This window comes from Frankia sp. QA3, assembly GCF_000262465.1.
Classification (GTDB): Bacteria; Actinomycetota; Actinomycetes; order Frankiales; family Frankiaceae; genus Frankia.
On the sequence record NZ_CM001489.1, the window covers coordinates 6069484 to 6090095 of the forward strand.

Consider the following 20612-nt stretch of genomic DNA (forward strand, 5'->3'; position numbering starts at 1 on the left):
GGCGAGCTCGGTGAACGCTACCGACAGCCGCGGGACTGACCCGAAAAATGACGTGAGGTGACGGCGGTGCTTGGCGCAGGCGGCCTCGGGGATGCGATCGAAGCGGAACGGAGCGTGTGAGTCCTCCCCATGCCCGTGAGGGTGATCCGCAGGCCGAGTCACCCCACCCCGGGGTGCTGCCTGCGGCGATGAGCTGACGGGACCCGACCCCTCGGTGGCCACGCCGGTCACCGTTAGGATCACGCCTCGTGGTGGGGACAACAAGTGGATTTGTAGGGGTGGATGGTGGGTGCTGGCCCGTGATAGCTCCCCCCATCCTGATCGCCGCCGGTCGGTGTCGACCGCAGGGTGGGTAGGAGATGGTGCGCGACACGGCTGTGGGGCGGGTCATCGCGTCCCGCTACCGGCTGATCCGCCGGCTCGGCGGCGGAAGCATGGGCTCGGTCTGGGAAGCGGTCGACGAGATCCTGGACGTGTCCGTTGCCCTCAAACAGATCAACATGCTGGGCGGGCAGTCCGCCGCCGAACAGGATGAGCTCGTCGCCCGGGCCCAGCGGGAAGCCCGCAGCGCCGCGCGGCTACGGGGCCACCCCCACATCGTCACCGTGCATGACGTTGTCGAGGACCAGCACCTGCCCTGGATCGTGCTGGAACTCATCGACGGCCGTTCCCTGGCCGACGCTCTGCGCCACGACGGGCCGCTGGACCCCGCCCGGGCTACCCAGGTCGGTCTCGCGGTGCTCGACGCACTCACGTTCGCCGAGGGCAAGGGCATCGTCCACCGCGACGTCAAACCTGCGAACATCCTGCTGACCGCCTCCGGCACGGCCAAGCTGGCCGACTTCGGCATCGCCACCCTCCAGGGCGCCACCACGATCACCAAGAACGGGCACGCCCCGATGACGCTCGCCTACGCCGCACCCGAACGTCTGCGCGGCGCGGCGGGCACCATAGCCAGCGACATCTTCTCGCTGGGCGTGACCCTCTACGAGGCGGTCGAGGGCATCTCCCCCTTTCTCCGGCAGGACATCCCAGCCACCGTTTACGCGATCCTCGACGCCGACCCGCCCCCACCGCGACACGCCCCGCCGCCGCTGGCCGACACACTGCGCCGGATGCTCGTCAAAGACCCGGCCACCCGGGCGGACGCCGGCCAGGTACGCGCCGGACTGGCGAGCATCGGCCGGACAGATCCGCCGGGAAACACCCGGCTCCCTCGCCGGGTCGAAAGGCGTCACCGGCTGTGGCGTCCCTTCGGGGCCCCGTTGACCGGCTGCGCCGGCGAGGTGCTTTCGGTGGCGTTCTCCCCGCACAGCACGACCCTGGCCAGCGGCGACAGGTGGACGGTACGGCTGTGGGACCTCGCCGACCCGGCCGCCCCCCGACTACTCGGCGGCCCGCTCACCGGCCACAACAGCTGGGTGAACGCGGTAACGTTCGCCCCGGACGGGCGCACCCTGGCCAGCGCCAGCAGCGACAGGACGGTACGGCTGTGGGACGTGGCCAACCCGGCCGCCCCCCGCCCACTCGGCAGCCCGCTGACCGGCCACACCAGCACGGTGAACGCAGTGACGTTCGCCCCGGACAGCACTCTGCTCGCCAGCAGCGGCGATGACAAGACGGTGCGGCTGTGGGACGTCAGCGACCCGGCCATCCCCCGTCCACTGGGCAAACCGCTGCATGGCCACACCGGCTGGGTACACGCGCTGGCGTTCGCCCCGCACGGACGCATCCTGGCCAGCGCCGACTACGAGGGGACAGTGCGGCTGTGGGACGTCACCCACCCGGCCACCCCCCGCTTCCTCGCCGAACCGCTGACCCGCACCAGCTGGGTACATGCGGTGGCGTTCACCCCGGATGGCACGATCCTGGCCAGCGCCAGCGGCGACACGACGGTGCGGCTGTGGGACGTTGCCGACCCGGCCGCTCCCTGCCCCCTCGGGTCACCACTGACAGGCCATACCAGCGGGGTGCAGGCGGTGGCGTTCACCCCGGACGGCACGATCCTGGCCAGTGCCAGCCACGACCAGACGGTGCGACTGTGGGACCTCGCCGACCCGGCCACCCCCCGCCCCCTCGGCAAGCCACTGACCGGCCACACCGACACGGCGTACTCCGTGGCATTCGCCCCGAACAGCACCCTGCTTGCCAGCGCCGGCGACCGCACGATACGGCTGTGGACGCAGTAGGGCCCCGGGTGGTTCCAGCGGCTGGCCGGCGCCGCCAGCTCGGTGCACGCGGCTGCTGGATCTTCCGGTGGCCCCAGGCCGGCCAGTCCGCGGCGTACTTCGCCGCCAGCGGCTCGAGCGGGTCGACGACCAGCGCGGGCCCTGGCCCCTTCCCGTCCGGTATGACACCGTTACGGTCCCCATCGAAGTCACGCAGGGTGAGTGTAACTTCCGTGTGCTGACGATCGCAGCCTCTGGACATGCCCGGGGAAACGCCGCGCACGGTCGACCTGCGGCTTCAGGAAGGCCGAACCCGTTCAATCAGTCCGCGGTCGAGGGCTAACGCATAGGCGTGGCGTGGACGTGGGCTCATTGTGGGTGCAGATGTTCCGGCACGTCGCGACAGCCGCGAACACGGCGGGACATCGGAAGCGCCATGGCATGGGAAAACACGGCACTACGCGGCAAGTTCCGGCACGATAGGGCATATATCCGTGCGTCTTGTAATCGGGCGGTTAGGTTCAAGTCCCCTCTCCGGCTCCAGAAATATACCCCCTGACCTGTGACTTCGTAGGTCGTAGGTCGACGTGGGGCTGTCGGCCTTCATCGCCTTGATCGCTACCGGGCGGCCCCCGTCCTAGTGGGGCAAGCCTAACCGGGCATCACGAGCCGTCAGCACACCGACGCCCACAAGACAGGACCGCAACGATCGGGCGCGGCACCCTGTCGGAAGCGCCGCCGGAAGCGCCGCCGGCGGCGGCCGTAGCGCCGGCATCTGCGCCCGGCGACCCCCCGCGCCGGCCTGGCGCGTTGCAGATTCCCAGCCTGCCAGCAGCGTTCAGCGGACTGGGCGCCATACCGGTCTTCACGGAACCGTTGTCACCAACACTCCTGAATACAGCTGAGAGTGGCAGTGCAGGCGAGCGGGGACGGGGGCTTAGTAATGTGCGCGAACCAGGTGCCACCGGCTGTGCGCCGACGCGGCCAGGAAGGCGGCAAACGGCGCCCGACAGGAGAGCCTTTATAGTCCGTGTTTCCGCTTTGATTCCCGAAGGGGGGACACGCGTCCGGGCCGCTGCGGGTCGTTGGGTGCCAGATGCCCTGGGCTGGGTGTATACATTCGAATTCGATGTCGGGTTGGCACTGTCCGAACCGGCTGGGGTAGCGTCCCCTCCGCAACTTCAGCGCGTTCGTAGAATGACTACTGAGAAGGGATCATAATAATGACCCAGCAGGAGCAGCAGCAGCAGCGCCAGCAGGTGGAGCAGCAGCTGCGCCAGAACTGGCGGCAGCTCCGTTACCGCATCCTTGACCAGTTCGGTCAGGTCAGTGCGGCGGATCTCGACGCCGCGACGGACATCGAGGACCTCGTCGCGCGGATTGCGGACAAGACGCACCACAGCGAGCGGTACGTCGAGAACCGCCTGCGGGAGCTGGTGGGCGTCGGCGGTGGCCAGGGCGGAGTGTCCGGCGAGCGTTTCGGCGGCGGTCAGCAGGGTGGCCAGGGCGGCCAGGGTGGCCAGCAGGGCCAGCCGTTCGGCTCCCAGCAGTAGCCTTTCGAGGTCAGGTCGGTCAGGCTTAGGCGCATCGTAAGTAAGCCGGTGCGCAGCCCAGCTTCCGTTCGCTACTCGGCGCGCGTTCTCAGCACGTCGCGCCGAGTAGCGACCGGAGCTCCAGAAGGTCGTCAATCAGCTTGACCGTGTCTGCGGTGCGGGGAAGCTGGCGTAGCTCTTCCAGCATTGCGTCGGTTTCCTCTATGGTGGGGATGTCGTCTATCGACGCTGCTATCTTGACGATATCGGCCTCGGGAACACCACCTGGCTGCATACCACAGAGTCGCACACGCGGATTCACCCAAAATTAAAGCCAGGCTTCCTCCGCGTTAATTCCGGGGCTGGTCTGGGTGCGACGAGTGATGGTTTACACGTAGCGTCACCATCTGTGTCGGATGTGGGAGCAGCTGGGGCTGCCGCGTCGGGTTGTCAGTCACCTCACGGGGACTGGCCGGATCGACACCTGCTGGTCGATGCCGCTGGACCGGCTACGCGACGAGGCACCGGCCGCGGTGCAGCTACTCGAACTGCGCGCCCTGCGCGGTAACGGGGCGTTCCACGGCGTGGGCGGTGGCCAGATATTGCCGGGCGGCACGTAGCCCGATGCCGTACCGCCGCGACACCCCGGTGGGCCCACGAGGGCGTCCCGGCCCTGGAGCGGCCTTCCCGCCGGTCGGAAAACAGCCAGCAGCATCAGCCAGCCGCACCTCGCCACCGCGATCCGCCCCGCCCACCGGCAGCTCGATGCCTCCAGACCGACCAACACACCGGTATCCACCTCCCCCTCCGCCAGGGACGTGCCGGATACCGGGACCGCCGCGGACACAGCCGTCGGAGTCGCCGCCGAACCAACCATCATGATCACCGGGCCAGGGGTGTCGTGGATCATCGGACACGGGCAGGCTCCCACCCACCACCGACACTTTCCCGACCCCGCCCGAACCCGACCCCGCCCGAACCCGACCCCGCCCGAACCCAACCCCAGCCCTGGCGGTCGTGGTGTTCCGCGGAACCGGACCCCGGTGATCATAATGTTCCGCGGAACCGGACCGGATCGACATCAGCCGCGATCATGATGTTCCGTGGGGCCGGGCACCGCGTCCGGACCGAGCCCCGGCCCGCGTCGACCCACACTCAGACCCGACCCACACTCAGACCCGACCCACACCGTCGCCGCACCACGGCCATCGCCCTCCCAACCACCGCCCCGTCACCACCGCGTCGTCGTGGCCCACCACCCCAGACACCTGGCAGCCAGACACCACCGGCGCTCCTCGCCGACGCGGCGACAGCCACACCCCGGGACCGCACACCCACCCCCGTACAGCCAGCACGACCACACCCCAGACCCAGAGCCCAGCCACCACCAATCCACCCGACCCGGCGAATTAAAGGTCCGTAGCTCCGTAGCCGCTGGCGGCCGGGCCGATGATCTGGGGGTGCCGGTGGAGTTCCTCTCGGATGAACAGGTAGCGGCGTACGGGCGCTTCGACGGCGTGCCGTCGCGAGGGAGCTCGCGCGGTTCTTCTTCTTCGGCGACTCTGATTCGGCGACTCTGATTCGACGACTCTGACCGGGAGCTGATCGGCCGCCGGCGGCCTGGAGGTCGACCTGGCCGCCTGCCAGGGCAGCGCCGGGCGTCCGCGCCCGGCGAGGATCGCAACAACACGTGGTACGAGATCGACGACCCGCATGAAGGCAGCGCCCCAGCACGACGGCCGTCATCTCGGAGGACCCCCCGGCCGCCGACCAGATGGCGCCCCCGCGACGGTCTCAGGCGTGTTCGGTGAGCCAGTCCGGACGGCCCTCAGGCCCGCCGCTGTCTGACCGCGGTGACCGGCGGCTGCCAGCGGTGCTGTGGACAGCACGAAGAACACCGCCGCGACGGCTTCTGGATCCTTGACGTGGCTTGCCTGACCGAGTGCGGCGCGCTGTCGCAGCTCCTCGGTAGCGACGAGCAGGGACTTCCGGAACCAGGTCAGTCCGGCGTGCTCGTCCAGCAACATCCTGCGCAGGTAGGCCGAGACCGTACGCTTGGGCGGCCCGCGACGGCGGTCGGTGGCGGCGGTCGGCGGCGGGCCAACCGCCGACGACGGATCGAGGAGAATCGCATGGGTGTGTTAGACGGCAAGGTTGCCATCGTGACCGGTGCCGGACGGGGTATTGGCCGAGCGATCGCGGAGGAGTTCGCGCTGGAAGGAGCTCGCGTCGCCGTCGCCTCCCGGACCGCCAGTACCGTCAGCGAGGTGGTCGGCGGAATCCGCTCCCGAGGCGGCGACGCGTTGGGCGTCACCTGCGACGTCGGCGTGGCGCAGAACATCCGCGAGATGGTCGACCGCACAGTGGCCGAGTACGGCGGCGTGGACATCCTCGTCAACAACGCGCAGAGTTTCGGCACCCGCGACCAGCCGCGTGCATCCAGCAAACCGACGAATCTGGAGGACGTTGACGAAGCTGAGTGGGACTGGAACTTCGAGACGGGCGTCAAGGCGACGCTCAGGGCCATGCAGGCCGTTTTTCCGTACATGAAGGCCGCGGGCGGCGGACGGATCCTGAACTTCGGGTCCCGCCGCGGCATCATGTGTAACGCCGAGTCTGCCTCCTACAACTGCAACAAGGAGGCGATCCGCGCGCTGAGCCGGACCGCGTCCAACGGCTGGGGGCAGCACGGGATCACGGTGAACGTCCTCAACCCGGTCATCCTTACCGACGCCGCCGAAGGTGTCTTCGCCGATCACCCCGGCGCGCGAGAGGCGGCCGAGGCTCAGATCCCGCTGCGGCGGTGGGGGGTTCCCCGAGACTGTGCGCGTGTGGCGGTGTTCCTCGCCGGGCCCGACGCGAGCTACCTCACGGGGATGACGTTCATGGTCGAGGGCGGCCTGACGACGCTTCCTTAGTGTCCTGACTTGGCGGCGCTTGTGACCCGGCGGCAGCAGCAGCCGCCCTCTCCGACCGCATCGCCGGGGCCGACCAATGCCCTTTGAATCTGATCGTGGCCGCGTGCAGGGTGACCGCATCACCTGCAGAGGTCCACTCGGCCGTCCGATCCAGACAGGCCCGCGCCTCCACTGGCCGGTGGCGATCTGCGGCCTGCCGGCGAGCTCGGACCACTGCGCCCCGATCTCCGCCAGCGGCCCCCGCACTCCGCGCGGCGTCGAGGCGTGGCGACGTCGGTCGGACGTGGTTGCCCCGTCCGGTTCGCTGCTGCCGTGGATGCTGGGTGTGGCCACGAACGTCGTCCGAAACCAGACTCGGGCGGCCCGCCGCTATGACGCCGCGCTGCATCGGCTTCAGCCACCCGATGTGCAGCCCGATCCCGCCGACGATGTCGCCGCTCGGCTCGACGACGAGCGGCGGTGCCAGAAGGTCCTGAGCGACCTCGCGGGACTGAAGCGGGGGAACGCGACGTCGTCGCTCTGGTGGTGATGGCCAACCTCAGCTATGAGGAGACCGCGCTTGCGCTGGATATACCCGTCGGGACCGTACGGCCACGGCTCGCGGGCCCGGGCTCGCCTGGCAAAAACCCATGGCGAGGTGAAAGCATTTCAACCGAAAAGACGAATTCGGGCGGCAGGTAGCTCCGGAGAGAGGACGTGATGAAGATGTCTGACTTTGATTTTCTTGAGCTCCGCCGGAACAAGCCGTTCCCCCGGAACGGTGGGAGCGGCGCCGCCAGCTCCTCAACAGCTATGTGACTGGTTCGTCCGAGCCCGACCGGACTCGTCGGATCGGAGCGCGGCGGCTGGTGATTATCGGAGCCGTCGCGGTCGTGGTGACGGGAGGGGGAACCGCGGCTGCTTTCGCGGCCTTCGCCCCGGCGACGGTTACCGACCAGATCCGCTGCTACTCCAGGGCGTCTCTGGACGGCGGGGACGACAACCTCTTCGGCACCTCCGCGGCCCAGGCGACAGCGGCCGACGGCAGCAAGACCGTGATTCCGGCAGCCGAGGTCTGCTCCACGCTGTGGCGCTACGGGTTGCTCGCCCCCGACTCCAGAGGCGCGGTCCACGTTCCCTCCGACGCCGAGCCCACCCGTTCCGCGCCACCGTTGGTGGCCTGCGCCCTGCGCAACGGGATAGCGGCAGTCTTTCCTGGCGACGACAACACCTGCACGGCCCTGTGCCTACCGCGACTTGCCGAGTGAAAGCGACGGCGGAGTCCGGGGCGATCAGCCGCCGGTAGTGGTGAAGGAAGACCTCCGCTGGTGACAGCCGCCACAGACGCGGGCGTAACGGGACCGAGCGCAGGGCGCTCCGGTCCGTTCAGCGGACCATTCACTGTCCGACGACTGCTGGCCCGTGCGACACTCCCGATTCGGAAGGGACGCACCTATTCGATCTTCGTCTCCGGTCGAATTCCAATGAACTCAGGTTCATCGACAGGTTCCAATGAGGTCGGGCCTCGGACGATGTACGAGTCAGGAGTGGCGGTAAATGCTTGTGGATGATCCTTCAAATGGTATGCCGCGGCGGGCTGTTCTGGCGGCCGGCCTGGGCGCGGCAGCTGTTGCCGCGACCGCGATGTTGGCAACACCGGCTGCAGCGACCTTGACTCCCATTGGAACTGAAAAGGGCTGGCGGTTCTGCAACAAATGCTACGGTTTGGTTCGAGTCGCAACCCCGTATGTTGTCAACAGATGTCCAGCCGGTGGACAGCACTTGATTCGAGGCTGGATCTTCGCGTTGAATAACACCCCAAGCACGGTTTACCATGCGGCCGAGACTCCGGATACGCAGAGTTGCTGGATTCAGTGTGACTATTGCGCGGTCCTGTATTATGGGGACTTTCCCGGGAAGTGTGCTGGGCGCCGGGGTTCAACTCATTGGGGAAGATTTCCTCAGAAACTGGTGCCGCACGACCGCGACCCGCAGCCCGCCCGTTCCCAGTCGGCGTGGCGATTCTGTTTCAAGTGCAGCTCGATGTACTTCGACGGATACCAGCCCAGACGAGGCGTTTGCCCGGGAAACCCGGGCTGGGGGCATGCTGCGGCCGGCTACATTTTCCAGATCCCGGTGTATTTGTATAGTTGACATCGGCGGCGTGGTGCGGTCAGCTCCGGGTGACTACGGTGTGGTCGTCGATGAAGCCCATCATGGCGGCGAGCGTGGTTCGGGCGTGGGTGTTGTCGGCGCTCGGCTCCACGGCGTGGACGTGGGCGCCGTTGAAGACGTAGATGTCGCCGGTGTTGACCTCGATGAACTTCGTCTCGTGGCCGTCGAGGGAGGCCAGGGGATAGGGCGATCCGGTGATCGAAAGGCCCAGCCGGCTCTTGCTCTCGGCGTCGGGCTGAATGTTCCAGTAGGCGAGGCGGCCGGCCATGCCGTTCTCCAGGCAGATGTTCAGCGCCACCACGGACCGTCCGACTACGCCGCGGCGTTCGAAGTCGGCCATCTGCGGATCGGCGCACTGCGAGTCGTCGTCGTGCGGGTTCAAGGCGAAGTCACCGCCGCCGGGCCAGGAACGGAGCAGAGCCCGGCTGGCGACGCGGCCGTCCTGCTCGGCCGGACGGACGATGGCGCCCTCCTTCGCCAGTGCGTCGGAGAGCCCCGCGTAGAAGACCTTCATCGGATCGCCCTCGATGTCGAGCAGTTCGTCGAGGATCGAATTCACCTGTTCGGACTCGTCCAGGTACTGGGCGGCCGCCTTGTGCCAGGTGTAGGCACCGAGGTAGTAGCCGGGCGCCTCGGCGCCGCGGGTCAGCCGGTGCGGGCTGTTCCAGAACCGGGCGGAGATCTCCGCACATCTCGACCGGGACGACCCCCCGGAAAACCACACCCGCAACGCGACCGTGGAGCACCCGGAAGTGGCGCGCCACCGAATCGACGAAACCGAACAGCTCGGTGTGCATGGTGCTTCTGTCGGGACCCGGAAATGTGATGTTGAAGAGCCGGTAACGGTGGTAGGCGAGGATCAGCGCCGCCTCGGTGATTCTCGCCGGCAGTGCGGACATGGACGGCTCGTCGAGAGGGCTGATCTGCTCGTAGCCCGCGAGAAGGGCTTCCATGCGGGCCGGTGCCAGCAGGCCGCCGCCATCCTGGGCGAGTCCGACGATCGCTATGCCGAGGTCGAGAAGCGGGTCGTCCCTGGAGATGGTCTCCCAGTCCAGCGCGGAGAGACTGCCGTCATCGCGCACGATGAGATTGTCGGCGAAGAAATCGCCGTGAATGACTGTCGGGGTGGCCCGGCGGCGGCCCACGGGGTCGCGCACGCGCCCCAGCCGGTCGGTGAGCCAGGCCGCGAACTCCCGGTCGGGGAAGCGGGCCAGCTCTGCCTCGTCCCGGGTGGAGAGGCGGCGGGTGCCGGCGGGCACCGTCAACAGGCCGGGGGAGTGCACGGGGAGTGCGTGAATACCGGCAAGAAGTCTTCCGGCGGTAGGAAGGCGAAGGCGCGGCAGCGGGTCGCGTACCGTCCCCACGATCCACCTCTTCAGGATCCCGGGGCGACCGTCCAGGGCGATGGAAAGCTGGCCGTCGAGGCTCGGGACGATTTCCGGCGCCGGAATCCCCAGGCGGAACACGTCCTGCATGTTGGCGGCGAGCCGGGCTGCGCCTGGCCCGTCATGGCTGTCAAGAATGGTGAGCACGAAATCGCCGTCCACGCAGGCCAGTCGGAAACTGGAGTTCACCGCGCCGCCGGCCAGCGGTATGAGCCGCGGTTCAGGTAGGCCGTAGTGCCTCGCGACGGCAGCTAGGTCGATCTGGTCGACCGTCGTGTAGGTGGCCAACAGGCCGCTCCCCTCAGCCTGCCCTGGCTTCATGATGTCGGTCGCCAGTGACGGCAGGCGGTCGTGGGTGGACGGTTTCTGTACCGCCCATCCACTCTGCCACAGGCAGACGACACCAAGGTTCACCTTCCGCCAGATAGATGAATGGCGACAGATAGGCGAACTTGGCACCCCGGACGCACGCGTGGGGTGTGGCTCCTACACCGGTCGATCGGCGGCGGAGGTCAGAAGCCGGGAAACGCCGCGCGGAGTGTGTCGACATCGACGCCGTCGGCCTCGAGGGACGGCGTGTGGGCGGGGTCGAGACGGCCGTAGACCAGCCGAAGGAACGCCTCGGCCGGCAACCGAAGCCGGGCGGGCCGCGCCTCGCCGTCCCAGGGCCCCAGGTTCACGGCGTCGCCGAGGTCGAGGGAGATCTCGCGGTCCGGAGCGGTGGTGGTGACGTGGATCCGGGCGGGGCTGGTGGGCTTCCCGGCGAAGCCGGCGATCATGCCGAGACCGTCGATGAGCTGATCGACGGCGACCTCGTCCACGGTGGCGGTGGGGTCGAGCATGACCGCGACGTCCCAGGTGTGCACGGCGTGCTCGCTCAACCGGAGTCGGACCACCCCGGCGGCGTCGAGGCTCATCGGCCCGAGCGCGACCCGCAGGCCCGCGAGCTGGGTGTCGTCGAGGGCCTCGTACGCCTGGACCAGCGCCAGGTCCGCGGGCAGCGCGTCGGCGGCCTGCGCATCCGGGGTCTTGGCGTTCCAGGTGTCCCAGACGGCGACGAAACGGTCCTGGCCGGGAGGGTCCTGCCCGGCGACGGCGGCGTCGAGGACGAGCCGGCTGATCTCGGCGCCGGACCCGATGTGGGACAGCACCTGGGCGATGGTCCACTCGGCGGCGTAGGACGGCCCGCGCACCGCCTGGGCATCGAGCGGCTCGACGAGGGCACGTAGCCGCTCGTGCGAGCGGCGCAGGCTGGCGATGGCGGTGCGGGCGTCGGTCAAGGGGATGACTCCTTCATTCAGCCGGGGGCCTCGGCGGCGGGGCCGGCAAAGCCGGCCGTGACGGCCGCCCGCAGAGGTGTCCCCATCGTTCCAGATGCGAAGGGAGGTCCGCCGGGAAGACGTGCTCGGCCGCCCGGCGCGGGGCGCGACCCGCGTCAGGCGGCCGAGGTGGGTGCGAGCGTCAGGCGCACTGCCCGGATCGGGGTCCGGTCACCACATTGCCCGTCTGCGCCAGCGTCGGCTGGTTGCCGCTGCAGCTCAGCGGGCCGGTGATGTGGTTGTCGCGGAACTCGGGCACCGTGTCGTCGGGCCGCGGGCCGCGGGCCACTGCCGCTGTTGCCGGTGACCCGTGCCGGACCGGTGATCGTGTTGGCGGAGGCCTCGATGCCGCCGGTGTTGGCGTCCAGGGTCAGCGGGCCGCGCAGGGTGTTGCCCGCGCAGGGCGTCGCGTCGCCGGCGTCGGCGCCCAGCAGGACGTAGCCGGTGCTGTTCCGGATCGCCACCGGACCGGTGATCGTCGCCTGGCAGGCGGTGACGGCGAGGTCTCCGCCGTAGCTCGCGCTGATCGTGTGGGTGCCGGGCTGGAGGCCGCCGATGGTGACGCTGGCCTGCCCCCCGCTGAGCGCCGCGGTTGCCAGCGGGGTGGCCCCGTCCAGGAAGGTGACCGTCCCGCCCGGGGTGCCCGCGGTCGGGTCCGCGGCGCAGACGGCGGCGGCGAGGGTGACCGCGTGCCCGAACAACGGCGTGGACGTGCTGGTGGCGAGCGAGACCGAGGTCCCGTACCGGAACGTGACGGTCGCGCGGCCGTTGCCGTGGTTGACGCCCGGGACGAGCACGGCGTCGGTCACCGCGGGCGCCGCGAAGCCGCTGCCGCTGCCGCCGCCACCGCCGCCACCGCCACCGCCGCCACCGCCCGCCCCGTAGAAGTTGCCCGGGTCCCCGCCGCCGAGACCGCCGGGCGCGCCGGTGTTCGGCGGGTGGGGGGCCACGAACCCGGCCGCGCTGCCGCCCTCGCCGCCGAACAGGTCGATGCGCACGCTGGTCACCCCGGCGGGCACGGTGAAGGTGTCCGTGCCCGCCGTGGTGTAGGCGCAGGTGGGCGGGGAGGTGATGAGGACGCCGGTCGCGCCGCAGGTGGCCGTCCCGCCCGTGGCGTCCGCGACGGCGGGAAGCGGCACCGCGACGGCGACGGCCAGCACGCCGGCCGCGCCGGCGACCGCGGCCAGCCTGGTCCTGGACGTGGTGACACGACGCTTCAAGGGGAGATCGACCTCGCCTTTCCGGGCCGGCGCGCGGCCGATCGGCGGGTAGTCGGTCCGGACTGGACGAATCAGACGCCGTCGTCGGCGCACAGCGCCCAGACGTCGGTGTAGGTGTTCGGCGAGCTCGCGCCGCCGGTGTGGCTGAAGGCCGTCCAGTACGCGGCGGTGGTGGTCCCGTCGCTGACGGGGCTGCCGCCGGAGATGCTGGGGAAGCTGCCGTTGAGGTGGTCGCCGCCCGAACCCGGGCCGGTGAAGTCGGTGGTCGTCACGCTGCCGCCGCTGATGGCGGCACCGCCGCTGATCAGCTTCCCGTCCCCGTCCCCGTCCCCGCCGCCGCAGCCGACCGTGGCCGTCTGGCCGGTGGTCGCCGAGGTCGGCCCGCTCACCTCGCTGTAGCGGACCTTCACGGTGGCCCCGCTGACGTTGATGCCGCTGCCGCTGCAGATCGCGTAGGCGTAGGTCACGTTGCCGGTGCCGCCTCCGCCGCCGTTCCACCCGACGGCCGCCCAGGAGTTCGGGTTGGTCGCACCGTCGGCCGCCGCCTTCTGGCCGTAGTCGTGGGCGGCGTCGTTGAAGGTGGGGAAGCTGGCGATCGGCTTGAGGCTGCCGATGCTCGCCGGGGTGGTGCGCGCGCCACCGCCGAGCAGGATCGTGTTCGCCGGGCAGGTCGCCACCACCAGGTTGACCGTCGACGCCGCCGAGGGCCCGCTGGCCTTGTTCATCACCACCTGGGTGTGGTTGACCAGGTTGCTGGTCAGGCAGGTCGCGTAGGGGGTGGTGAAGTAGGCGGCGTCGGTCGCGCCCCCGGTGCCGCCGATGCCGAGCCAGTGCGTCACGTCGGTGCCGACGACGCCGGTGGAGCCGGTGTACTCGGTGCCGCCGTCGGAGCTGGGCTCGCTGCCGTTCACGTGGTTGCCGTTCGACGCCGAGCCGGTGCCGATGGCCTGGTTGATCCCGCCGCCGGCGATGAGGCCGCTGCTGCAGTCGGCGTGGGTCGAGATCTCGGCCGAAGGCCGCCCCGGGCCCGCTGGTCGCCTCGGGTGTCTTCACCGTGACACCCACGGTGTTCACGTGCGCGGTCCCCGGTAGCGCCACGGCCAGCAGGGCCCCCAGGCCCAGCGCCGGGGAACTGCCCACCGCACGACGACGGAGGGTCACTTTCGCCATCAGATTTCTCCTCTGTTGCGAGGTGGCCCCGGACCCCGGTCGCGCATGCACAGGGTGCTCGGCAGCCGGCGGAAACCCCCGCGAGCACGCTCGCACCCGCGGCCGTCTGTCGACGTCAGGAGCCGGGTCGCACCCGGCATGGTTGCGCGAATACGGACGCTAGCGCCAATAAATTCCGTATACACGGAGTTTCTGCCGAATATTGTGCGCGGATGAGTTTCTGTCGATCGTCGCGACCCGAGGCGGGGGACTGCCGCTACCTGCGGCGCAGCGCGGCCAGACAGAGAGTCAGGCCCGGACCGAACGCCATCGCGACGGCGGTCGCGCCGGTCGCGAGGTCCCCGCGGATCTGGTCGAGGACGAGCAGGACGGTGCCCGACGAGCAGTTCCCCCGGGTCGCGAGGACACGGCGGGTCACGGCGGTCTGCGCGGGAGCCAGGGCCAGGCGCTCCTCGACGACGTCGACGATGCGCGGGCCGCCGGGATGCACGGCCCAGCCCCCGACGTCGGCCGGGTGCGCGCCGATCGGTTCCAGCAGCGCCGCGGTCGCCTCCTCGACATGCTTCGCGAGGACGTCGGGCACCTCGCGGGACAGCCCCATGCGGAAGCCGTGGTCGGTGACGTGCCAGCTCATCAGGTCCGCGCTGTCCGGGGCGGTCGCGGCGGTGGTGTCGAGCACCTCCAGGCCGCGGGCGGCGTCGGGGACGAGCACGATCGCCGCGGCGGCGTCGCCGAACAGGGCGTGCGCGACGACCTGCTCCAGGTCCCGGTGCGGCTGCTCGGGCTGGATGTGCAGGGAGGTCAGCTCCACGCAGAGCACGAGCGCGGGCAGCCGGCGGGACCGGACGAAGTCCGCCGCCGCGCCCATCCCCGGGATGGCGCCGTAGCAGCCCATGTGCCCGACCAGCAGGCGGCGCACCGATGGGGGCATGCCGAGCTCGCGGGCGAGCTGGATGTCCAGACCCGGCGTCGCGTAGCCGGTGCAGGAGACCACGACGAACAGCCCGACCTCGGCGGCGCGCAGCCCGGCGTCCGCCAGCGCACCTCGCACGGCACGCCGGCCCAGCGGGGGCGCCTCGTCGACGTAACGGCGCATCCGCGCGGCCGTCGACCAGCCGCTGGCGTCCTCCCGGCGTGGATCCACCACCCCGTGGCGCGTCTGGACCCCGGCTCCGAGGAACAGCCGGCGGGCCAGACGGTCGCCCCGGTACCGCCGCTCGAAGACCTCGTCCCACAGACTCTGCTGGTCGAAGGAGCCGGGAAACGCCGCGCCCATGCCCGTGATGACGGCGGCGGTTCCGGTTCCCCCGCTCACCACCGGGTCACGTCCGCGTCCGCCTCCGGGTCGCCGCCGAGCGCCGCGAGTCCCAGCCAGTCGGCGCAGACATCGGTCGTCGCGGGTTGCAGGGAGCCGCACCGGGCGTCGCGGTAGAGCCGTTCCAGCGGGTGCCCGCGGCGGGTGGCGGCGGTTCCGCACGCCTCGACGATCGAGGCCGCGACGTCCTGCGCCGTCCGTCCGGCGAGCAGCTTGGCCCGCCACACCCATCGGTTCGTCGACGCCGAGCCCGGGTCGGCGTCGACCCGGTGTGCGCACTCGTCCACCACGGCGTCGAGCGCGGCCAGCGCGGCGTCGGCGTGGCCGAACCGGGCCCGCACGGCGGGCAGCCCGGCGAGGCCGCCCGGCATCTCGACCGTGCGCCGGGCGCGGGCGTACTCGACCCCCGCGTCGAACGCGGCCCGGCCGACTCCGGCGTAGACGGCGGCGTAGGAGGCGACCAGCCACTGGGGCATGACCTGCGCCACCAGCAGGCTCAGCCCCTCCAGGCCACCGACCAGCGCATCCGCCGGAACCCAGACGTCGAGGCGCACATCGTGGCTGCCGGTGCCCCGCATGCCGAGGGTGTCCCAGGCCGGCTCGACGCTCACCCCGGTGCCGCGCGGGACCAGGAAATGACTGACCTTCGCCCCCGGTTCGGAGCCGTCGGCCGCGCGGGCGGCGACGAAGTAGACGTCCGCGTGCGACGCCCCCGAGCAGAACGACTTCACCCCGGTGATGCGGTAGCCGCCGTCCTCGCGCCGGTAGCGGGTCCGCAGCTCGGACAGCCGGGAGCCGGCGCCCCGTTCGCTCATCGCGACGGCGATGAACTCCCCGGCCGCGGCGCGGGCCAGCATCCGGTCACGGGCGGCGAAGAACGACTCCGGTGCCCCCATCGCGCGGGCGAGCCCGTCGGGTGTCCCGGCCAGTGCTCCCACGACCGAGGTGTGCATGTTCAGGACCAGGGCGGTCGCGCCGCTGCCCGCGGCGAGCACCCGCGCCGCGTCGGCCCAGTCGGCGAAGCCGGCGCCGTACCCGCCGAGCCGGGCGGGCACGAGCAGGCCAAGCAGCCCCGCGTCCCGCAGATCGTCGAGGTCGGCGGCGGGCAGCTCCCCGTCCCGGTCTGCGGCGCCGGCGCGGGCGGCGATCGAGTCGACGACGCCGCGGGCGAGCCGCGCGCCGTCGACCTCATGGCCGCGGGGTGCCGGGATCGTGGCGTTCATCCGTGTTCCCTCCCGCTCGCGATCCTGGTTCCGATCGCCTGGTAGACACCGGCGGTGGAGCCGGTCGGCAGCATTCGCACCGAGTCGGCCCGGCGGGCCAGCCAGCGGGCGTAATCGAGGAGCGAGGGGCGAAGGCCGCCGACGACCGTCATCTCGATGCCGCATCGGCCCAGCGCGAGGGCCAACCGGTCGGGCGCGACGAGCAGCCGCGGATCGTGGATGCGCGGCGGCGGCCCGCCGGGAAGTCGTTCGGCGACGCCCACCAGGGCCACCCGGCAGAACAGTGTGTCGGCGAGGGTGTCGATGACGAGTGTGCCGCCCGGGGCGAGCACCCGCGCGATCGCCGCGCAGGCGGTGTCGAGGTCGGCGAGGTGCTCGAACAGCTCGCCGGCGACGACGCAGGGGAACTGCCCGTCCCGGAACGGCAGGCGCCTCACGTCGGCCCGGATCGCCGCGACGCCGTGCCCGGCGGCCTGCCGCAGCGCCGGCGAGGACAGGTCGACGCCGACATGCCGCCAGCCGGCGAGCCGGCCGGTCAGCGCCAGGGAGAGCAGCCCGGCACCGCAGGCGAGGTCGAGCAGTGCGGCGCCCGGCTCGGGCGGATCCGGGATGAGCCGGCCCCGTGCCTCGGCCAGCCAGCGCAACGCGGCGAACCGCCCGTGCGGGGGCCACCATTCGTCGGCGAGGTCGTCGTATTGGGCGGGATCGTTCCTGGCCCGCCGCGGCAACCGCCGTCTGCCCGGGAGACCGGCGCCGGTCGCAGGCGGCAGTTCCGCTCCCGCCGCTCCCGTTGACCTGTCCACATGTCTCCCGGGTTGGTCTGGAGAACTCGGTGTCCGCGGCTGTGGCGGCGACCAGTCCGACGCAATCTGTGCTTACGGATGCGCTCAGGGTAATGGTCGGCCCGGCCGCAAGCCGGCACCCCGACGTGGTGTCAGACGGGGCGGGTGCCGGCGGCGACGACGAGCGCGACGTCGATCGCGGCGACGGCCATCGCGGCGCGAAACGCGTACCGGTCACCGAGGCGCTGGCCGAACCCGGTCAGCCCGGCCACCGCGGCCAGCGCGCACACCTGCCAGCCGCGCGGGTGCCCCGGGCCGAGGACCGCGACGACGGAGCCCGCCGCGAGCAGCAGCGCGGCCGCTCTGCGGACACCGGCCGCGCCGAGGCGCTGCGGCAGGCCGCGCACCCCCGTGCGGGCGTCGGCGTCGAGGTCCGGCAGGACGTTGGCGAAGTGGGCGCCTGAGCCGAGCAACGCCCCCGCCAGCGGCAGCCACCACGGTGGCGCGGGATGGCCGGGCAGCCCGAGGACGACGAAGGCGGGTAGCAGCGCGAACGAGACGGCGTAAGGGACGACGGACAGCGGGGTCGCCTTCAGCCCGAGGTTGTACGCCCAGGCACCCGCGACCGCGACGAGATGGGCCACTCCAGCCGGTCCGCCCGAGGCGAACGACAACGGCACGCAGGCGACCAGCGCCGTCGCGGTGGCCACGGCGACCGTTCCCGGCGCGAGGTCGTCGACGACGATCGGCTTGTCCGTCCGCCCCCCGGCGGTGTCCCGGCCGCGGTCGACGAGGTCGTTGCTCCAGCCGACCGAGAGCTGACCGGTGCCGACAGCCGCCGCGACCGCGACGACCCCGGTCGCCGTGCGAGCGCTGGCGACCGCGAGCGCCGTCGCGAACAGCGTCACCGCGGCCGTGGGCTCCGGATGGCAGGCCCGCGCCAGCGCGGCGAACCGTCTTCCGTTGGCCGGTCGTGCCACGGGTGCGACAGTCTCACGGCCGGTCGCGACGCTGGATGACGATGAGGCAGGTGTCGTCGTCGGTGTCGGGGGTGGTGTGCTCGAGGACGTGGTCGGCCTGCCGGGCGACGTCCGGCTGGCGCTGGGCGGCGATCCGCAGGAGGGCGCCGAGCGAGGTGTCCAGACCGGTGCCACGGCGTTCGATGAGACCGTCGGTGAACAGCAGGAGGATGTCCTCGCGGTCCAGGTGGTGGACCGTCTCCTGATAGGTCGCGTCGGGCTCGACGCCGAGCAGCAGGCCGTCGGGGGGCGTCAGGGTGCTGGCGGAGCCGCCGCGGACGAGGACCGGGGGCAGGTGCCCCGCGCGGGCCCACCGCAGGGTGTGGTCCGACGGTCGGTACAGGCCGCAGATCACGGTCGCGGTGATGTCGTCGGTGAGGTGGTAGGTGACCCGGTTGAGCCAGTGCAGCAGTTGCGCGGGCCCCGCGCCGGTGACGGCGAGACCGCGAAGGCTGTTGCGCAGGGTCACCATGCCGGACACCGTTCTGATGCTGTGGCCCGCGACATCGCCGACGACCAGCAGGACGTCGCCGCCAGGGAGGGTGACGGCGTCGTACCAGTCTCCGCCGACGAGGTGTTCCTGTTCGGCCGGGCGGTAACGGACCGCGACCGCGAGTCCGCTGGCTTCGACGGCCTCGTCGGAGCCGGGCAGGAGCGCCCGCTGCAGGGTGAGCGCGAGGCGGTGCTGGCCGGCGGCACGCGCCTCGGAGTCGGCGAGCTGGTGCCGGGTGGCGTCGAGGACGACCTGCGTGCGGTAGTGGCTCGTCAGGTCCTGGTAGACGCCGCGGACCGCGACCAGCGTCCCGGCGGTGTCGGTCACGGGTTCGGCGAGCGCGCGTAGCTGCCGCATCGTCCCGTCGGGGAGCAGGACCCGGAAGGAGACCGTGACCGTGCGCTTGAGCCTCAGCAGCGCGTCGCGCAGCTGGTCGAGGGCCGCCCGGTCCTGGGGATGAACGTGCGAATCAAGATCGTCGAGGGGGATGGGTGGAGCGTGGCGAGCCCGGCCGAACAGCTCGTAGGTGTGCCGGGTCCATCGCACCCCGCCGGTGCGGACGTCCTCCTGCCAGGCGCCGAACCGGCCAAGGCGCTGGACGGCGCGCAGCAGCGAATCCCCTCCATCGCCCCCCTCGCCGACGGTCCAGCTGATGGCGATGCCGTCGAAGAGGCGCCCGATGCGCACGTCCACCTCCTCGGTGACGACCACGTCGTCGACCAGGGTGAGCAGGACCGTGCCGTCGGCGCGGAACGGCTCGCCGGTGCGCAGGACCTCGACCGCCTGGTCGAACAGGCCCGCGTTGGCACCGATGAGGGGGTAGAGCTCCAGCAGGTTGCGCCCGTGCAGCGCGGCGGGTGGCCGCCCACCCGGATCCACGAAGCCCTCGCCGACGTGGTCGACGCGGAAGTCGAGCACCTCGCCGTCGTGGGCCCGCACGGCGTGCGCCAGCAGCACCGACCCGCAGACGGCGTCGAGGAACGCCGGCAGCCAGGCCACCCTGGCCGCCAGGGCCCCGGAGCCGTCGAGGGTCTGCGCCGCCACGGCGCCGGGCGTGGCGGGTCCGCCCGGGGGACGCAGGCTGTGCAGGCACAGGTCGGCGAGCGCGGTGAGTTCGCGCTGCATCCCCGCCGGGAACTCCGCGCGCGGGGCCGGCCAGCAGATCTCCATGGCTCCCACGACGGCACCGGCCCGCAGGAACGGCAACGCCGCCCGTGCTCCCCGCCAGCGACCCAGCCGGGGTGTCCCGTCGGCGCCGCCCGCCGTGACCTCCGGCCCCGCCGGCGATCCGGTCGGCCACCACTGCGGCGTGCCCAGGCGCGCGGCGCGCAGGGCGGCGCAGTCCATCTGCGGCGGGATCCGCTGCCAGCGGCTCGCCTCGAGCAGGCCCAGACCCGCCTCCCCGACCAGGGCGAGCGCGCCGTCCGGTTCCAGCATCCAGAAGGCCACGGCCACGGCCCCCAACGGCGCCAGGACCTCGGCGTGGACGGCCTGCGCGACCGGGCTGCCGTCGGTGGCGTGGCCGACGGCGGCCTGCGCCAGCCATGCGCGGCGGCGGGCGTCCTCGGCGAGTGGCGGCCGCGCGGCCGCGCCCGGAGCTTGGCCGAGCACCTCGGCCGCGAAGTCGGCCGGGGCGACCCCGGCAGCGGAGGCGAGCCGGCGCAGCTGCTCGCCGGCCTCGGTCACCGAACACCGCAACCGCTCGACCAGGACCCCGGTCGCGACGTCGATCAGAGTGTCGGAGGCGGCGCGTGACTGCCAGTCCGCAAGCTGCCGCTGCTGCCGGGCGATCACACTCAGCAGCCCCGCCGCGGGGCCGGACCGGCCGGCGCTGCTTTCTGCGGAGCCCACGACCGTGTCTCCTTGTCCAGCCCGATCGCTGGCCACTCACCCGGGCAGGGGTGGATGGCCATG

At 71.4% G+C, this 20612-nt stretch carries 16 protein-coding genes and 1 pseudogene; 6 read left to right on the forward strand and 11 right to left on the reverse strand.

All coding sequences use genetic code 11. From position 1 onward, the window contains the following. Positions 1-359: 359 nt before the first annotated feature. The gene (locus tag FRAQA3DRAFT_RS31795; protein WP_009741818.1) at positions 360-2189 is read left to right on the forward strand and encodes a WD40 repeat domain-containing serine/threonine protein kinase; all 1830 of its coding nucleotides are present in this window, start codon (positions 360-362) and stop codon (positions 2187-2189) included. Positions 2190-3391: 1202 nt separating this feature from the next. Beyond that, a complete protein-coding gene (locus FRAQA3DRAFT_RS24900) occupies positions 3392-3721 on the forward strand; it encodes a hypothetical protein (protein ID WP_009741819.1) in 330 nt (109 codons plus the stop codon). An 88-nt stretch (positions 3722-3809) separates the two neighbouring features. Here FRAQA3DRAFT_RS24900 and FRAQA3DRAFT_RS24905 read toward each other — a convergent pair whose 3' ends face one another. Continuing rightward, complete coding sequence (locus FRAQA3DRAFT_RS24905; protein ID WP_035921454.1) at positions 3810-3995, reverse strand: hypothetical protein; 186 nt, start codon at positions 3993-3995, stop codon at positions 3810-3812. Between the two features lie 121 nt (positions 3996-4116). Between FRAQA3DRAFT_RS24905 and FRAQA3DRAFT_RS24910 the strand changes: the two genes are divergently transcribed. From FRAQA3DRAFT_RS24910 to FRAQA3DRAFT_RS24925, 4 genes are all read left to right on the forward strand, one after another. Continuing rightward, the gene (locus FRAQA3DRAFT_RS24910) at positions 4117-4320 is read left to right on the forward strand and encodes a hypothetical protein (protein ID WP_035921455.1); all 204 of its coding nucleotides are present in this window, start codon (positions 4117-4119) and stop codon (positions 4318-4320) included. 1512 nt (positions 4321-5832) lie between these two features. Beyond that, positions 5833-6618 carry an SDR family NAD(P)-dependent oxidoreductase gene (locus tag FRAQA3DRAFT_RS24915; RefSeq protein ID WP_009741821.1) on the forward strand — a complete coding sequence of 262 codons (786 nt, stop codon included), beginning with the start codon at positions 5833-5835 and terminating at the stop codon, positions 6616-6618. Positions 6619-6943: 325 nt separating this feature from the next. Continuing rightward, complete coding sequence (locus tag FRAQA3DRAFT_RS35425) at positions 6944-7147, forward strand: hypothetical protein (RefSeq protein ID WP_157467650.1); 204 nt, start codon at positions 6944-6946, stop codon at positions 7145-7147. Positions 7148-7466: 319 nt separating this feature from the next. Beyond that, entirely contained in the window at positions 7467-7865 is a 399-nt protein-coding gene (locus FRAQA3DRAFT_RS24925) for a hypothetical protein (RefSeq protein WP_009741823.1), read from the forward strand. Positions 7866-8770: 905 nt separating this feature from the next. Here the strand turns inward: FRAQA3DRAFT_RS24925 and FRAQA3DRAFT_RS37635 are convergent. The 10 genes and pseudogenes from FRAQA3DRAFT_RS37635 to FRAQA3DRAFT_RS24975 form a co-directional block, all read right to left on the reverse strand. Further along, positions 8771-9496: a hypothetical protein gene (locus FRAQA3DRAFT_RS37635; RefSeq protein ID WP_232291748.1), complete on the reverse strand. Its 726-nt coding sequence runs from the start codon at positions 9494-9496 to the stop codon at positions 8771-8773. A 247-nt stretch (positions 9497-9743) separates the two neighbouring features. Next, a pseudogene (locus FRAQA3DRAFT_RS38945) lies at positions 9744-10478 on the reverse strand (phosphotransferase); the annotation flags it as partial. Positions 10479-10669: 191 nt separating this feature from the next. Then, positions 10670-11437, reverse strand: coding sequence for a maleylpyruvate isomerase family mycothiol-dependent enzyme (locus FRAQA3DRAFT_RS24940; protein ID WP_009741826.1), 768 nt, complete (start codon positions 11435-11437; stop codon positions 10670-10672). A 155-nt stretch (positions 11438-11592) separates the two neighbouring features. Next, complete coding sequence (locus tag FRAQA3DRAFT_RS36320) at positions 11593-12696, reverse strand: Ig-like domain-containing protein (protein ID WP_009741827.1); 1104 nt, start codon at positions 12694-12696, stop codon at positions 11593-11595. Positions 12697-12767: 71 nt separating this feature from the next. Further along, positions 12768-13607, reverse strand: coding sequence for a hypothetical protein (locus FRAQA3DRAFT_RS24950; RefSeq protein ID WP_009741828.1), 840 nt, complete (start codon positions 13605-13607; stop codon positions 12768-12770). Positions 13608-14122: 515 nt separating this feature from the next. Continuing rightward, on the reverse strand, positions 14123-15142 hold the full coding sequence (locus FRAQA3DRAFT_RS24955; protein ID WP_035923463.1) for a type III polyketide synthase: 1020 nt from the start codon (positions 15140-15142) through the stop codon (positions 14123-14125). 35 nt (positions 15143-15177) lie between these two features. Further along, positions 15178-16404, reverse strand: a complete 1227-nt coding sequence (locus FRAQA3DRAFT_RS24960) for an acyl-CoA dehydrogenase family protein (protein WP_009741830.1) — start codon at positions 16402-16404, stop codon at positions 15178-15180. Continuing rightward, the gene (locus tag FRAQA3DRAFT_RS24965; RefSeq protein ID WP_035921463.1) at positions 16401-17132 is read right to left on the reverse strand and encodes a class I SAM-dependent methyltransferase; all 732 of its coding nucleotides are present in this window, start codon (positions 17130-17132) and stop codon (positions 16401-16403) included. Before FRAQA3DRAFT_RS24965 ends, FRAQA3DRAFT_RS24960 begins: the two co-directional genes overlap by 4 nt. A gap of 206 nt (positions 17133-17338) precedes the next feature. Next, positions 17339-18166, reverse strand: a complete 828-nt coding sequence (locus tag FRAQA3DRAFT_RS24970) for a UbiA family prenyltransferase (RefSeq protein ID WP_009741832.1) — start codon at positions 18164-18166, stop codon at positions 17339-17341. Positions 18167-18179: 13 nt separating this feature from the next. Further along, positions 18180-20549 carry a SpoIIE family protein phosphatase gene (locus FRAQA3DRAFT_RS24975; RefSeq protein ID WP_009741833.1) on the reverse strand — a complete coding sequence of 790 codons (2370 nt, stop codon included), beginning with the start codon at positions 20547-20549 and terminating at the stop codon, positions 18180-18182. Between the last annotated feature and the right edge of the window lie 63 nt (positions 20550-20612).

Bases quoted from the DNA above. Each gene is read 5' to 3' on its own strand.
- FRAQA3DRAFT_RS24915 (WP_009741821.1), top strand. From the start codon at position 5,833: ATGGGTGTGTTAGACGGCAAGGTTGCCATCGTGACCGGTGCCGGACGG.
- FRAQA3DRAFT_RS24955 (WP_035923463.1), bottom strand. From the start codon at position 15,142: ATGGGCGCGGCGTTTCCCGGCTCCTTCGACCAGCAGAGTCTGTGGGAC.
- FRAQA3DRAFT_RS24900 (WP_009741819.1), top strand. From the start codon at position 3,392: ATGACCCAGCAGGAGCAGCAGCAGCAGCGCCAGCAGGTGGAGCAGCAG.
- FRAQA3DRAFT_RS24910 (WP_035921455.1), top strand. From the start codon at position 4,117: ATGTGGGAGCAGCTGGGGCTGCCGCGTCGGGTTGTCAGTCACCTCACG.
- FRAQA3DRAFT_RS31795 (WP_009741818.1), top strand. From the start codon at position 360: ATGGTGCGCGACACGGCTGTGGGGCGGGTCATCGCGTCCCGCTACCGG.
- FRAQA3DRAFT_RS24960 (WP_009741830.1), bottom strand. From the start codon at position 16,404: ATGAACGCCACGATCCCGGCACCCCGCGGCCATGAGGTCGACGGCGCG.
- FRAQA3DRAFT_RS24905 (WP_035921454.1), bottom strand. From the start codon at position 3,995: ATGCAGCCAGGTGGTGTTCCCGAGGCCGATATCGTCAAGATAGCAGCG.